Origin of the sequence: Pseudomonas viridiflava (assembly GCF_900602065.1) — a bacterium.
Lineage (GTDB): Bacteria > Pseudomonadota > Gammaproteobacteria > Pseudomonadales > Pseudomonadaceae > Aquipseudomonas.
In genome coordinates this window covers 498,409-512,722 of sequence record NZ_UWFN01000265.1, presented here as the reverse complement: position 1 = coordinate 512,722, position 14,314 = coordinate 498,409, and the positions used below count along the sequence as shown (strand labels likewise).

Here is a 14,314-nt window from a genome sequence, read left to right as displayed (position 1 = left end):
TATGAATTACAAATATTCGGTCGTGCTGAGCTGTGTTCTGGGCGCCTTCATGCCAATTGCAGAGGCTGACAATGGTCGTTTGATTGCGACGGGAGGTGCATCCAGCATTGAAGGTGCAGCGGGTGGCGGGATTATTCCGTGGGCCGTGCTGACCGGTTATGGCGAACAGGGCGAGTGGGGCACCAGCGTCTTTGCGACCCATGTCGACCTGCCGGATTACACGCTGGACGTAGCGGGCATGTCGGTCGCTTATGGCAACCGCGTGGAATTGTCTTACGCCCATCAGCGTTTTGACCTGGGTACGCTGCAAAAAGATCTGAGCTTGCCGGAAGACAACCTGACCCAGGATATCTTCGGTGTGAAGGTGCGATTGTTTGGTGACCTGATCTACGACACCTTGCCGCAAGTGTCATTGGGCATTGAATACAAGAAGCAGAATGACTTCCTGATCCCCAGCCTTATTGGCGCCAAGCGCGATTCGGACGTCGAGGGCTACCTGACTGCCAGTCGCCTGTTCATGGGGGCGGCGTTTGGTTACAACCTGGTGGTTAACGGCGGTGTGCGTTACAGCCGCGCCAATGAAACCGGTTTGCTGGGGTTCGGCGGTGATCGTCGTGATACTCGCAGTGTGCTCAAGGAGGGTTCAGTTGCGGTGCTGTTCAACCCGCGCTGGGCTGTGGGTGTCGAGTACCGTGAGAAACCGGACAACCTTTCTTTTGCCGGCGAGAGCGATTGGGCTGATTTGTTTGTGGGCTATTTCCCTAACAAGCATCTCTCCGTGGTGCTGGCTTACGCCAAGCTAGGAGAAATCGCTACGCTTGAAAACCAGAACGGGGCCTATCTGTCCATTCAGGGGAGTTTCTGATCATGCGCCTGCTGAGCTGGTTTCTGTTTGCGTTGCTGGTCGGTTGTGCTCAGCAACCGCCCAAGGATGACAGTCTTTATCAGGGCCTTGGACAGCGCGCCGGGATTCAGCGCATCGTCGAAGGCATGCTCATCATTTCAGTGAAAGATAAGCGCATCGGCGAGCACTTCAAGAAAATCGATATCGTGCGTCTGCGCGACAAACTGGTTGAGCAGTTGTGTGTCGAAGCGGGCGGCCCTTGTAAATACACCGGTGACACCATGGCCGAATCCCACAAGGGTCAGAACCTGACACGCAGTGATTTCAACGCGCTGGTTGAAAACCTGATCGACGCCATGGATGCCGAGGGTATCTCAGTACCCAACCAGAATCGCTTGATCGCCCGGCTGGCGCCAATGCGCGGGGACGTGATCGAGAAGTAAGTCGGCGCAAAACTCTAAAGGGGATGATACCTGTGGGAGCAGAGCTTGCTCGCGATAAGGCTGGACGCAATCTAAGTTGAACCGTATCCAGCCTTATCGCGAGCAAGCTCTGCTCCCACACAAAAAAGGCGGCCATCTTTCGAGGGCCGCCTTTTTCATTGCATCAGCAAATCATCAATCCGGCAGTTTGAACGCCATCACGTAGTCGCCTTGCTTGGTGCCTAGCGAACCGTGACCGCCTGCAACAACCAGCACGTATTGCTTGCCGTCCTTGCCGGTGTAGGTCATCGGTGTGGTTTGTGCGCCTGCTGGCAGGCGGCCTTCCCACAACTGCTTGCCGTTACGAACGTCGTAAGCACGCAGGTATTGGTCCAGGGTACCGCTGAGGAACGCTACGCCACCGGCAGTGGTAAACGTGCCGCCCAGGCTTGGAACACCCATGGACAGTGGAATCGGAACCGGCGAGCTGTCACGCACGGTGCCGTTCTTGTGCTTCCAGATAGTCTGATGGTTGGTCAGATCAACTGCGGCCACGTAACCCCAGGCCGGTGCCTGGCAAGGCAGGCCCATCGGCGACAGCAGCGCTTCAAGGATTACGCCATATGGCGCGCCTTTGTTCGGCTGTACACCTTCGGTTTCGCTCTTGCGACCCGGGCCGCCTTCGACTTCTGCCGCGGGTACCAGTTTGGAGCGGAAAGCCATGTAGCTCGGGTTGACAAATGCGATCTGGCGAACCGGATCGACCGAAATACCGCCCCAGTCGAACACGCCGAAGTTACCTGGATAGACGATCGAACCTTGCAGCGATGGCGGCGTGAACGGGCCGTCGTAGCGCAGCGATTTGAAGTCGATCCGGCACAGCGCCTGATCAAATGGTGTCACACCCCACATGTCGCGTTCTTTCAACGGCGGCGGCATGAAGTTCAGGTCGGACTTGGGCTGGGTTGGCGAGGTGCGATCGCCCGCTACTGCGCCTTGTGGAACCGGTACTTCATTGATCGGGATGATCGGTTGACCATTGCTGCGGTCCAGCACGTAGATGCTGCCCTGCTTGGTCGATACCAGTACTGCCGGCTTGATGCCGTCGGCGGTTTTCATGTCCATGAGGGTCGGCTGACCGCCCACGTCCATGTCCCACAGGTCATGGTGAGTCAGTTGCATGTTCCAGCGGACTTTGCCGGACGCGATGTCCAGAGCCACGATACTGGCGCTGTATTTCTCCGACTCGTCAGTACGGTCGCCGCCCCATTGATCCGGAGTCTGGTTGCCCATCGGCAGGTAAAGCATGCCGAGTTTTTCGTCGACGGCGAACATCGACCACATGTTGGGCGAGTTGCGGGTGTAAGACTGGCCCGCTGCAAGCGGAGTCGTATCGTCCGGATTGCCGCTGTCCCAGTTCCAGACCAGACGGCCGGTGTGGACGTCGAACGCGCGGATCACGCCCGAAGGTTCATCAACCGAAACGTTATCGGTGACGTGGCCACCAATCACTACCAGGTCCTTGGTCACGGCAGGTGGCGAGGTGGAGTAGTAACCGCCCGGCGCGAAAGTGCCGATGTTGGCGCTCAGGTCGATGGCGCCCTTGTTACCGAAGTCTTCACAGACTTTGCCGGTGTCGGCGTTCAATGCGATCAGGCGAGTGTCGGCCGTTGGCAGGAAGATACGGCGTGGGCAAGCGTTGCTCGCCGCGGAAGCAGCAGCCGGTGCTGCCGGGCTTTGCGCTGGCGCTGCGGCATAAGCGGCGTCATCGTGATACGACACGCCACGGCAGGTCATGTGCGCCCAGCCTTTGAAGTTGGCTGCGTTCTGGGTGCTGATCTTCGGATCGTAGCGCCAGATTTCCTTGCCGGTGTCCGGATCGAGGGCAATCACCTGGCTGTGCGGAGTACACACGTAAAGCATGCCGTTGACCTTCAGCGGCGTGTTCTCGGCAGTGGTTTCACCTGGATCGTTCGGCCCCGGAATATCGCCCGTGCGATAGGTCCAGGCCGGTACCAGTTTGCTGGCGTTGTCCGGCGTGATCTGTGCCAGTGGCGAGTAACGGTCACCGAAACCAGTGCGCCCGTAGGACTGCCAGTCGCCATCAGGCATGGCTGGCGCGGCACTGGTGGTGCCCGCAGTGTCACGGTCCAGTTGACCCTTGATTTCACCGGGGTTGGTGAACTGGCTGGCCAGCGCAGTGAGGCCTGCCAGCACTACGGCAACGGTCAGTGCGCCGGTGCCTTTACCGCCAGGCTCGCCACGCAGGACGGGGCGGCGGAACCATGGCAGCAACATGACGATGCCCAAGGCAAACCACAGCGCCAGACGCGGCACCAGTTGCCACCAGTCAAGACCCACTTCCCACAAAGCCCAGACGGTGCTGGCGAACAGGATCAGTGCGTACAGGCCGAATGCCGCCCGGCGTCCGGTGATGAGCAGAATGCCCGTCACCGCGAAGCCAATGCCTGCCAGCAAGTAATACAGCGAACCGCCCAGCTGCAGCAGTTTGACGCCCAGGCCCAGCAGGACCAGGCCCATCAGCAGTATCACCAGCCCGAGCAATGTCGGTAGCAGGCGATTTTTACTCAAAGCACCGTCAGTGCTCATAGTGTGAATCTCCAAGGACAGATTTAAGTGATGAAGCTTTGTTATTCGCGCAGGATTCGCGGAGGAATTGCCTGCAATACTTTGAAACTAGTTGTTGATACGAACTAATGACAGCAGAAATCAGCCGTCGGTCAGAACGATGACTGAATTTTCAGGCCCGCCACCAACGCATCGTCCACCTTGTCCACGCCACCGGGATGGCGAACGAACTGCAGATTCGGGCGCACCGTCAGCCAGTTGGTCAGGTGCACGCCGTAATACAGCTCGGCGTTGTATTCAGTGTCTTGCAGGGGCGTGAAAGCCGGATCGTTGTAGTCGAAAACAGCGGCCGCCTGATTACGTGCGGCGGCATTTTTGCGGTAGGCAGGGTTGACGTGGATGCGCGAGACGGCGAGGCCGATATCATCTTTGGGACGCGCGTCGAACGGGCCTTTATAAAACGCGCCGACAGCGACGTAGTTGTCGACCATGTTGGTCTTCTTGTCGTGCATTGTGCCGTTGGCGAATACGCTCAACCCGCGGCTTTGATCGCCGTCGCGGCTGGTCACCTGCTGCAACAGGTTCAACCACATGCCATGTTTGCTCGACGCTCCGCGGTAGGCGCTGTCGGTTAACGCCGCGGACTGCCCGTTGCTGTTGTTGTAAACGTCCTGGCTGTCGGCGGTGCTGTAGTAATAACCGGCGCGATATTCGCCTGGGAGACCATTGACCTTGGGCGACCAGACCAGCTCAACCGGCAAGACTGCGCCTTGAGTGCCGCTGCCGCTGAGCTTGAAGCCGTTGTCGTTTTCCAGATTCGACGGGTTTTGCTCGAATGCGCCGATCTGGGCGAAGAATTCGGGAGTGATCTGATATTTGATGCGCATCGCCCACTGGCTGACCGGCCAGTTGTAAACGGTGCCGCCATCCCAGTTACCGACTTGAGAGCCACAAAGTGAAAGGTTCTGGAAGTCGCAGGGGAAACTGCCGAAGTCTTCGCCCTGATTGAATCGGCCCAGCTTGATACTCAAGGCCTGATCAAAGAATTTTTGCTGATACCACAGCTGCGTCAGGCGGGTAACGCTGCCACGCCCCCAGACTTCTTGTGACGAAGACAGCGTGCCGGTGCGCGGGTCACTGACCCGGTCGTTGCTGATGTTGTCACCGTTGCGGTTGGTCACGGTCAGTTGAAACTCTGCATCGTGCCAGCCGAGAATCTTCTGCAGATCGAGGTGAGCACCGAGCGCGTACTGGTCGCTGTAACGCACCGCGTTGTCGTGGCTGTAACCACCGTGCAGGTTGGAGCCCATTTCGGCGGTGTAGTCGAGTTTGAAGTCGTAGCCTTGTTGCGACAGCTCGGTGCGTTTACCGCCCCAGTCGCCCAGCATCCATGGCGAATCACTGTCGAATGCCGGGGCGGCCTGAACACAGCTGGCAAGGCCTGCAGCGGCGAGCCCACAGAGCCTGGCAGTCAAGCGACGGCGTGAAGGGAAGGGCAGGGCAATAGCCAAAAAACGTCTCGGGTCGGCAGACATAGGTATCGTTCTTTTGAGTTATTTGAAAAAAGGCGTGCGGCGCTATGCCGCGGCTTCGCAACGTATTTAGAGGTTGCAAAATCGGTTCAGCTGGCAGGTTGTAATGATAGGGGGCTATCGAGTTTGTAAAAAGCAACAAAACTGACATGGATCATTGCGGGGATTGCAACAGTGGGGAGGACGGTCTGTTGGCGCGAGGCTTGCCGCGAATAACCGTCACGCGGTGTCTCGTTACTATCGATGTATTCCCTTCGCGGGCAAGCCTCGCTCCAACAGGTTCTACACCACTCCTGTAGGAGCTGCCGAAGGCTGCGAGGCGGTGTGTCAGACCGAATGCCATCGCAGCCTTCGGCAGCTCCTACAAGGCGATCGACGCAGGTTTTTACCACCCGCACATTGCGCGCGGGCGGCTTTGGATCTAATCAAAACGTCGTCCGCAACCCCACTTCTATACTGCGCCCTGGCGCGGGGGCGATGTCGCGCAGGATTGAGCTGGCGTAGCGCACGGTCTGGTTGGTCAGGTTCTCGCCGTTGACGAAAGCCAGCCACTGGCTGCCACCCAGATCAAACTTGTACCCGGCGCTGGCTCCAAGCGTCGTATAGCCATCAGTCCCGCTCTCGTTATCCGGCACGCGACGCTGAGCGCTGGCGTGCTCCACATCGATCCGGGCCTGCCATTTGTCCAGTTCCCACAACAGGCCGCTGTTCAAACGCAATGGCGCGATACGAGGTAACGCTTCGCCGGTGTCGAGGTTCTTCGCTCGGGTGTAATCGCCGGAAAGCTCCAGTGCCAGGCTACCGTACTGGTTTTGCCCCAGCTTCCAGTGATCTTGTGCCTCAACGCCACTGAACCGCGCACGAACGCCCGAGTAGTTGTATTCCGGAATGCCATCTGCGTCTTCTTCGCCATCGTCATCCAGCGTGCGACCTGTGCCCAGCAAACCGATGTAATTGGAGAAATGACTGTAGAAAACCCCAACGCTGCCTTTGTGGGTGCCATTGTCAAAGCGCAAGGCCAGATCGCTGGACACCGCTTTTTCTTTGGAAAGACCTGCATCGCCGCGCTCATAAGTGCCGGTCGCGACGTGTGCGCCGTTGGCGTACAGCTCATAGAAGGTCGGCGCGCGTTCGGTATATCCCAGCGTTGCGGCAAGCGACCAGATTGGCGTCAAGGTGTAGACAGCGCCCGACGACAGGCTTCCTGCGGTGAAGCTGCTGGAGTTGTCGGCGTTGGCGAAGCGCTCGTTGCCTTTGGCGTCCGGGTCGACCGTGGTGTGTTCGATGCGACCGCCGAGGCTCAACTTTAGCCGCTCAGTGGCTTGCAGCTCTTCGAGGATGAACAGCGCGCCCGCGTCAGTATCGGTCTGCGGCACGAACGCTTCTTCGCCCAGTGCAGAGAATTCGCCACGGGTAATTTGCGCGCCGACTACGCCTTCAAGCGGGCCAATAGGTTGATGACGCGCTTCAACGCGGGCCTCATAGCCCTTGTTCTTGAACGTGGTCCCGACTTCACCGCCTTCGATCTCACGGTGCTCGTATTCGGTATAACCCGCGTCAACTTTCACTGAACTGAAGGGACCCGACAGGTTGCGGATTTCCGACGCAAACGCATAGTGCTGTTGCTCCATGCGGATGCGCACGTCTTGTTCGGCAGGCGATCCGTAGTTGGAGTCATAGTTGCTGTAGGACACACCCGCGTAGCCATCGTCCCAGGTATAGGAACCGCCGACTGCGCCACCATCCTGTCGACCGTCGCTGTTGCTCAGGCGGTGTTTCTTGTCGTTACCTTCCTCGGCTGCGCGTTGCTCGCTGGTACGGGCATAGCCAGGGATGCGCAGGTCGTTGAACTCGCGGGCGTTGGCGTCGATGTGCAAAGCGAACTGGCCATTACCGGCTTCAAGTTTGCCGGCGCTGCTTCGCGTTGTGTCCGCGCCGCCGTAACGCAGTTCTCCTGCGCCGTGGATACCTTCAATGGCTTCGGTCGGGATACGGTTGTCGAAGGTGTTGACCACCCCACCGATGGCATTGCCGCCATACAACAACGCTGCCGGGCCACGAACGATCTCGATGCGCTCGACGTTCACCGGGTCTAGCGGAACGGCGTGGTCGTAGGACAGGGACGATGCGTCCAGCGCGCCCACGCCGTTGCGCAGGATGCGAATCCGGTCGCCGTCCAGGCCGCGAATGATCGGCCGACTGGCTCCCGGCCCGAAATAGGAAGACGAAACTCCTGGCTGTTTATTGAGCGTCTCACCCAGGCTGCCTTTTTGCTGCAACGTCAGGTCGTCGCCTTCAAGTACCGTTGCCGGGGATGCCAATTGGTCGCTGCCCAGTGGGTTGGCGGTAATCACCTGCGGCTGCAGATCAACAGTGTTGGCGGCGTGGGCAGGTGAGACGAGCAGCATGGCAGCTGCCAGTGGCGTGAGGTGCCAGAGCAAGAAATGGGAGGGACGAGACATGCGGAGTTCCTTGGCAGCCGGGCGCGTTCTGAGGCGCCCTGCACAGCGTTGATATCAAGTTGAGATGGATAACTGTTGTTACAATATAACATCTCTTTATCGGCTGAAAGAGGAACTTTTCGGAAACGTCCTACGCTCTAGGTAGGCGGAAGCTGACTGCCGATGCAAAGACTTCGCACGCTAAGCTCTTCCCGCTGTCTGAAGGCTCGGCTAAGGTGCGCAGCTTCCGGGAAGTGCCCCCTATCCATTCAGCTTGAAGGTCTCGCATGACTACACCCCACTCCAACCCTTTGCACGGTGTAACGCTGGAACAAATCCTCAACGCTCTGGTTGAGCATTACGAGTGGTCAGGCCTGGCTGAACGCATTGATATTCGCTGCTTCAAGAGCGATCCAAGCATCAAGTCCAGCCTGACGTTTCTGCGCAAGACGCCTTGGGCCAGGGAGAAGGTCGAGGCGTTGTACGTGAAGTTGCACCGCAGTAAAGGCTGGTAATTTCGCCCGGTTTGAAGGCCGGGTTTCAAGGAACAGTGATGTACTTCCAATACATGAAAAGTGCGCAAGGACAGCGCTGCTATACGATGATTGCTGCGTGCCTGGGATGGTCAGGGCTGGCCATTCAGCTTTACCTAATTTTCATCGCGCGTTGGGCCGATGACGCGAGCCTGATAGGTGGGCTGGTACGGTTTTTCAGCTTCTTTACGGTGTGGAGTAACACGCTGGTGGCGGTTGTGCTGACCAGCGCACTCACCGGCAGACGTTCCCCGGCGCATCGCTTTTTCCAGCATCCCGTGGTGTGCAGCGGGATTGCCGCCAGTATTGTGCTGGTCGGTCTGGCCTATAACGTGCTGCTGCGTCACCTCTGGCAGCCGGAAGGCTGGCAATGGATCGCCGACGAACTGCTTCACGATGTCATGCCGCTGGCGTTTCTGCTGTATTGGTGGCTGTACGTGCCGAAGGGAATGTTGCGGATCGAGCATGTGCTGCTGTGGATTCTCTACCCTGTCATCTATTTCTCTTACGTGCTGCTGCGCGGCAGTTCCATTGGCGATTACATGTACCCGTTTATCAACGTCGGCAACATTGGTTATGTGCAGGCGTTTACCAATGCGGGTGGGGTGTTGATCGGTTTTATCGTGATTGCGCTGGTGTTGCTTGGAGTGGACAGGTTACGCGCCAAGTGCTGAATCTGTAGGAGCGCCCCGGTGTCTTGCACCGCACGGTCTCGCGGCAAACATAGGATCTGTAGGAGCTGCCGGAGGCTGCGATCGCGGTGTATCAGCAGAAATGCTTCGCAGCCTTCGGCAGCTCCTACAGAAAATGCATTTTTGCATGTTGTTTGATGAGCACTACTTGTCCGTCAGCCCTCATCACTCCCATCCAGCCGCCAGTAACCCGCAGCCTTCACGAACTCCTCGTCCAGTCCGAACTCGCCAAGCAATACCCGGCGCAGCTTGCGCGACAGCAGCGATTCAGTCGCAACCCAGGCGTAGAGTTTGCCCTCAGGCATTTCCAGGCGGCGGGTGACGTCCACCAGATCCTGTTCGCCTCGCACGATCCAGATCACATCAACCTGCGCTTTGCTTTGAAAAACCTGCTGCTCAGCGGAGTCCGCAACTTCTACGACGACCAGCGCGCTGCGATTGGCTGGCAGCTCTTCGAGGCGTCGGGCGATGGCGGGCAGGGCGGTTTCGTCGCCGATCAGCAAATAGCTGTCGAATATATCCGGCACGATCATCGAGCCGCGTGGCCCGGCGATGTTCAGCAACTGCCCCGGTTCAGCCTGTGCTGCCCAGGTCGCTGCCGGGCCGTCGCCGTGTAACACGAAATCAATATCCAGCTCGCCGCTCACCGCATCGTAACGACGTGGCGTGTAGTCGCGCATGACCGGCTTTGGTCCGTCGCTGGGTGAGCCCGGTACAAAGTTATCCAGCGCGGCTTGTTCTTCGGGCGTGGTAGCGAAAATCAGCTTTACGTGGTCATCGGTGCCCAGACTGGTGAAGCCGGTCAAGTCCGGACCTCGCAGGGTAATCCGGCGCATTTTGGGTGTGATATCGGTTACACGCAGCACTTCCAGCTTGCGGCGTTTGATCTCATGGCTGACACGGTGGATGGATTGCTGTGAATTCATACCGGCTTCTCCGAGTTGACGTAGGGGCCATCGACGATGGCTTTGGCCGTGTTATTGAGCAGATCCCGAACCCGCAGGATTTCTTCCGGGCTCCAGCGACCGTGATGCAATTGCAAGGCATGGCGCAGGTTGTGCACGGCTTCATGGATTTCAGCGGGGCGGTCGTGGCCGCGCAGTGATCGCTTACTGACGTCGATACGCATACGCACGCCATCCAGCGCGATTTTCTGCTCAGCCAGTGAAGCGCGACCGGCGTCGGTTGCGGCGTAATGTTTCTTTCCACCCTGAGCATCGCCTTCAATCAATTCGCTTTCTTCAAGGAAGGTCAGGGTGGGATAGATCACCCCTGGGCTGGGGCTGTAGGCGCCGTCGAACATGCCTTCGATCTGGCGGATCAGGTCGTAGCCATGGCAAGGCTGCTCGGCGATCAACGCCAGCAGCAGCAATTTCAGGTCGCCAGGTGCGAACACTCGAGGTCCGCGGCCGCCACGTTCCCGCCCGGGTCGTTTTTCAAAACCATCTCGCCCATCGCCATGCTCGCGATGAGGTGGACGATGGTCGTTGTCGTGAGGGTCATCACGCATCTCTTCATCTCCTGTTACACGTTAGATATACCTTAAGATATATCTTAACTGTGAAGCAAGAGATAAAGACGAACGGTTCTCGTTTGCTACTTGGCAGCCGTGCATAGGCACAGTCGGTGTCCCTGACGCCGCACTGTCGCGCTGCAAACACCGAGCCTGTAGGAGCGAGCTTGCTCGCGATGGAGGCAGCTCAGGCGATGAATTTGTCGGCCAAGAAACCGAATCGCGAGCAAGCTCGCTCCTACAGAGGCTTTGTGAGGGCTGCGAGGGAGGTGTTCATAAGCAATGAGCTACATGAGCCCTGTTTTACAGAGCGTATGGCCACCCGGCTCCAGATACGGATTCAGAATCGGCGCCATGCCTTTGAGGACCTGCACCGGCAGTGCCGAGGTGAACCGGAACCCCTCTGCGGCCCGGCCGGGTACGAAGGCCGTTAGCGTGCCAAAGTGGTTATCGCCCAGATAGAACACAAAAGTCGCCGTCCGGTTGATCGCCCGCGAGCTGAGGACGCGTCCGCCTGAGCCGATACTTTCGATGCGGTTGTCGCCGGTCCCTGTCTTGCCGCCCATTGCCAGGATGGAGCCATCCTGCAACTTGAAGCTGCCGTGTACCCGCTTGGCCGTGCCGCTGTCGACCACTTGTGACAGCGCTTCACGCATGGCAGCGGCGACTTCGGAAGGCAACACACGCTGGCCCAGTTCCGGATTGTTCGCCAGGCGTGTTTCGTAAGGCGTGTCGGCTGCAAAATGCAGGCTGTCGATGCGCAGGGTTGGCGAACGAATACCGTCGTTCTGAATAATGCCAATCAGCTCGGCCAGCGCTGCGGGGCGGTCGCCGGAGCTGCCAATGGCGGTGGCCAGTGACGGCACCAGATGGTCGAACGGATAGCCCACACGCTGCCAGCGCTGGTGGATATCGAGAAAAGCCTCGACCTCCATCATGGTGCGAATCCGGCTGTCACGAGCGCTCTTGTGGCGACTCTTGAACAGCCAGCCATACACTTCCTGACGCTCATGGCGACTGGCGGCAACGGCGTCCTTGAACTGCGCTTCCGGGTGCTGCAGCAAGTAACCCACCAACCACAGATCCAGCGGGTGAGCCTTGGCGATGTAGCCCTGGTCAGGCAGGTTGTATTTGCCCGGCCCGTAGCTTTCATAGAGATCGGCCAAACGTTTTTCGCTGAGCTTCGGTCCGACTTTTTCCTCAGCCATGTGCGCGCGGATAAACGTGTTGAAATTGGCCTGACTGGCGCCTGGCAGTAGATACCGGTGTACGGCCGCAAGCCTTATGGGCGTCGGGACAAGACCATCCAGGAAGGTGTCGAGCCGTTCCTGAGTGGTCTTGTCCTTGTAGCGTTTCCAGAAGCGCAGCAGGAACACCGAGCCTTCCCGGTCAGCGAAGCGGCTCAGGTATTCCTGACGGCGCGGATCGTCGTCATCCTTGAGCAATTCTGCACTGTTGTTCGGTCCCTGGTAGGTGCTGTAGCGCACGACATCGCGCATCAGGCGGATGAACGGCAGGTTGATCGACTCACGCAACGATTCGCGCAAGGTCGGCAGGCGGTTGTCGTCTTCCTTGCGAAAGTTATTGAAGTGATGCATGCCGCCACCTGTGAAAAAACTCTCCGCAGGGCTGGCCGAATAACGCCGGTCCAGGGCCGCCGAAAGCATCTTCGTCAGGTCTCGATCCTTGTTCTGCATCAAGTAGTCCAGTGCCCAGCGTGTCAGGCGATCCTGATCGGCTACAGGTTCTTTCCCAAGTGCACTGAGACTCTGTTCCGCGTAACGGTCATGCAGTTCGGCAATGATTTCCAGGTAGGTGGTCAGCACCCGCAACTTGGCTGTAGAGCCCAGTTCGAGCTTGCTGCCTTCATTGATGTCGAACGGCTGATCGGTGCTGTCGGTCTGCACCCGAACCCTGGAACCGTCCGGGCCGCGTTCAAACAGGGTGAAGCTGTAACGAACCTGAGTCGTACTGGCGGGTGTCAGCAAGCGTTCGCCCAGCAGCCCGACCTGTGCAGCAAAAGCCGGGTCCGCCAGATCTTTGAGGTACTGACTGACACTGTTCTGCAGCTCGCTTTGCAAGGTGCTGGTGGCCGACAGATCCAGTCGATCAAGATCGTACAGCGGGCGGTTGAGCAGTGCCGACAGTCGGCTGCGGGCAACGCTGATCCCCTTGTTGGTCTCGATGGGCTGAATCGTGGGTTGTTCAACCCAGTTGCGATAGCTCAGATCCGCTTTGAGCGCGGCATTGGCCAAGGCACTATTGATCACCTGATTTTGCGCCAGCAGACGAATGTGGCTGTCCGTCAACTCGGCCAGCTCGGCACGACCTTTGGCCAGATAGTGCGAGGGCCGACGTTGAGCGATAACCAGTGATAGCACCTCACGTAACGCCAGGCCTCGTGCTGCAAGACTTTGCGGATCGCTGGCGCTGGAAGTGAGCACCTGATTGGTCTTGACGAAGTCCGCGCCATACCAGACCCGTAAACCCTCCGCCATGCCATGCACTTCGCCGTGCCCCGGCACTGCCGACAGCGGCACGCTGTTGAGGTAGTCACGCACCACTCGTTGCCGTGCCTCCAGGGTCTGCTGGCCCGGTTGATAGGCACGCACGCTGGCAGAAATCATCTGCCGAAGCTTTTCCGAACCCGACAACGTGAGGCCATCGGGGGAGTGCCGGTACTTCTCCAGTTGCGTCGCCAGCGTGCTACCACCGGCAGATTGTCCCGGCAAACCGATCAGTTTTGACACCTGGGAAATCGCCGCTTTGGCAAAACGTGGCCAGTCCACCGCAGGGTTGGCCATGGGTTGTTGTGGATCAAGCAAGTCCCGGTTTTCGATGAACAGCAGGCTGTGTACTAAAAGGGGCGGGATCGCGGCGAAGGTCGGGTAGAACTGTTGTGGGTAACGGAACTGGTAGAGGTCGATTCCGCGGCAGTCAGTGATCGACAGGCCCGCCTGAATCTTCTCTTCATACGGCACGAAGAAGCCACGCTTACTGTAGTCGAGCAAGTCCGAAGAAAATCTGACCTGTTCGGTAATCAGATAGTCGCGCTTGAGCAGGCGCGGCAGGAACTCATTCAGCGAGGAGTAGCCCAGACGTTTGTCGAACGGGCCTTCGCCAGGATAGAGCACTGAATCGCTCGGGCCGGGATGCATCGAGTAGCTCAGCTTTGCCGCAAACCGACTGAATTCCAGTGCCTGCAACCGCGAGCTGCGTGACTCGATCACCATCGCGACGGCCAGCGCCGCAATCCCCATGAGCAGTAATACCCAGAATACGCGCCACACGTAACTTTTGCGGCGAGGGGCTTTCGGCATGGGGGCGCGGTCACTACGGTCCGCTGTAATCACCGTCTGTTTCGTATCTGCATGCCGTAAAACGCCCATTTCGATTGGCCCGGTTAAACCTGTTAATCGCACCTGACTCAAGCTTAGTCGCTGACCGGGATTGCGGGGAAAATTGTCCAGGGCGATAGGGCGCATCCTGCGTACCAATCCCTGGTGTGCTCAGGCCGCAGGTCCATCAGCGGCTCTCAAGGTGTATCGGCCAGGGCCTGGATTTTTTAAATCCTTGCGTCGAAAAAGTCTCGAACCGAATGACAGCCCTTTTCTTGGCTTTCCTACAGCCTTTAGGGTGTAACTGAAGAATAGTGAGTAGGAAAATACGCTGATAATAGCGCTAGTGTAGGAAACGTCTGATTTTTAGTGTCTATTATTGACTCGGATATTAAACGCTGGTTACGTCA

At 58.3% G+C, this 14,314-nt stretch carries 10 protein-coding genes; 4 read left to right on the top strand and 6 right to left on the bottom strand.

The window, feature by feature from the left end; translation table 11 throughout:
• Nucleotide 1 precedes the first annotated feature (1 nt).
• Both EE949_RS17530 and EE949_RS17525 read left to right on the top strand, forming a co-directional pair.
• Nucleotides 2–865 (top strand): DUF3034 family protein, encoded by an 864-nt coding sequence (locus EE949_RS17530; protein ID WP_122665423.1) that lies wholly within the window; start codon nt 2–4, stop codon nt 863–865.
• A 2-nt stretch (nt 866–867) separates the two neighbouring features.
• On the top strand, nt 868–1,287 hold the full coding sequence (locus EE949_RS17525) for a group I truncated hemoglobin (protein ID WP_122665422.1): 420 nt from the start codon (nt 868–870) through the stop codon (nt 1,285–1,287).
• A gap of 174 nt (nt 1,288–1,461) precedes the next feature.
• Here EE949_RS17525 and EE949_RS17520 read toward each other — a convergent pair whose 3' ends face one another.
• The 3 genes from EE949_RS17520 to EE949_RS17510 form a co-directional block, all read right to left on the bottom strand.
• On the bottom strand, nt 1,462–3,876 hold the full coding sequence (locus EE949_RS17520) for a glucose/quinate/shikimate family membrane-bound PQQ-dependent dehydrogenase (RefSeq protein WP_122665421.1): 2,415 nt from the start codon (nt 3,874–3,876) through the stop codon (nt 1,462–1,464).
• Between the two features lie 131 nt (nt 3,877–4,007).
• On the bottom strand, nt 4,008–5,390 hold the full coding sequence (locus tag EE949_RS17515; RefSeq protein ID WP_122665420.1) for a carbohydrate porin: 1,383 nt from the start codon (nt 5,388–5,390) through the stop codon (nt 4,008–4,010).
• 422 nt (nt 5,391–5,812) lie between these two features.
• The gene (locus tag EE949_RS17510; RefSeq protein WP_122665419.1) at nt 5,813–7,849 is read right to left on the bottom strand and encodes a TonB-dependent receptor; all 2,037 of its coding nucleotides are present in this window, start codon (nt 7,847–7,849) and stop codon (nt 5,813–5,815) included.
• Nucleotides 7,850–8,115: 266 nt separating this feature from the next.
• On the opposite strand from EE949_RS17510, the gene EE949_RS17505 reads away from it, so the two are divergent.
• Nucleotides 8,116–8,343, top strand: a complete 228-nt coding sequence (locus tag EE949_RS17505; RefSeq protein ID WP_087264664.1) for a VF530 family DNA-binding protein — start codon at nt 8,116–8,118, stop codon at nt 8,341–8,343.
• A 38-nt stretch (nt 8,344–8,381) separates the two neighbouring features.
• Nucleotides 8,382–9,035, top strand: a complete 654-nt coding sequence (locus EE949_RS17500; RefSeq protein WP_122665418.1) for a Pr6Pr family membrane protein — start codon at nt 8,382–8,384, stop codon at nt 9,033–9,035.
• Nucleotides 9,036–9,208: 173 nt separating this feature from the next.
• On the opposite strand, the gene EE949_RS17495 is transcribed toward EE949_RS17500, so the two are convergent.
• The 3 genes from EE949_RS17495 to EE949_RS17485 form a co-directional block, all read right to left on the bottom strand.
• A complete protein-coding gene (locus EE949_RS17495) occupies nt 9,209–9,979 on the bottom strand; it encodes a siderophore-interacting protein (protein WP_122665417.1) in 771 nt (256 codons plus the stop codon).
• Complete coding sequence (locus EE949_RS17490; protein ID WP_122665416.1) at nt 9,976–10,563, bottom strand: PadR family transcriptional regulator; 588 nt, start codon at nt 10,561–10,563, stop codon at nt 9,976–9,978. Before EE949_RS17490 ends, EE949_RS17495 begins: the two co-directional genes overlap by 4 nt.
• A gap of 290 nt (nt 10,564–10,853) precedes the next feature.
• Nucleotides 10,854–13,955, bottom strand: a complete 3,102-nt coding sequence (locus EE949_RS17485) for a biosynthetic peptidoglycan transglycosylase (protein ID WP_122665415.1) — start codon at nt 13,953–13,955, stop codon at nt 10,854–10,856.
• Between the last annotated feature and the right edge of the window lie 359 nt (nt 13,956–14,314).

Bases quoted from the DNA above. Each gene is read 5' to 3' on its own strand.
- EE949_RS17530 (WP_122665423.1), top strand. From the start codon at position 2: ATGAATTACAAATATTCGGTCGTGCTGAGCTGTGTTCTGGGCGCCTTC.
- EE949_RS17525 (WP_122665422.1), top strand. From the start codon at position 868: ATGCGCCTGCTGAGCTGGTTTCTGTTTGCGTTGCTGGTCGGTTGTGCT.
- EE949_RS17520 (WP_122665421.1), bottom strand. From the start codon at position 3,876: ATGAGCACTGACGGTGCTTTGAGTAAAAATCGCCTGCTACCGACATTG.
- EE949_RS17515 (WP_122665420.1), bottom strand. From the start codon at position 5,390: ATGTCTGCCGACCCGAGACGTTTTTTGGCTATTGCCCTGCCCTTCCCT.
- EE949_RS17510 (WP_122665419.1), bottom strand. From the start codon at position 7,849: ATGTCTCGTCCCTCCCATTTCTTGCTCTGGCACCTCACGCCACTGGCA.
- EE949_RS17505 (WP_087264664.1), top strand. From the start codon at position 8,116: ATGACTACACCCCACTCCAACCCTTTGCACGGTGTAACGCTGGAACAA.
- EE949_RS17500 (WP_122665418.1), top strand. From the start codon at position 8,382: ATGTACTTCCAATACATGAAAAGTGCGCAAGGACAGCGCTGCTATACG.
- EE949_RS17495 (WP_122665417.1), bottom strand. From the start codon at position 9,979: ATGAATTCACAGCAATCCATCCACCGTGTCAGCCATGAGATCAAACGC.
- EE949_RS17490 (WP_122665416.1), bottom strand. From the start codon at position 10,563: ATGCGTGATGACCCTCACGACAACGACCATCGTCCACCTCATCGCGAG.
- EE949_RS17485 (WP_122665415.1), bottom strand. From the start codon at position 13,955: ATGGGCGTTTTACGGCATGCAGATACGAAACAGACGGTGATTACAGCG.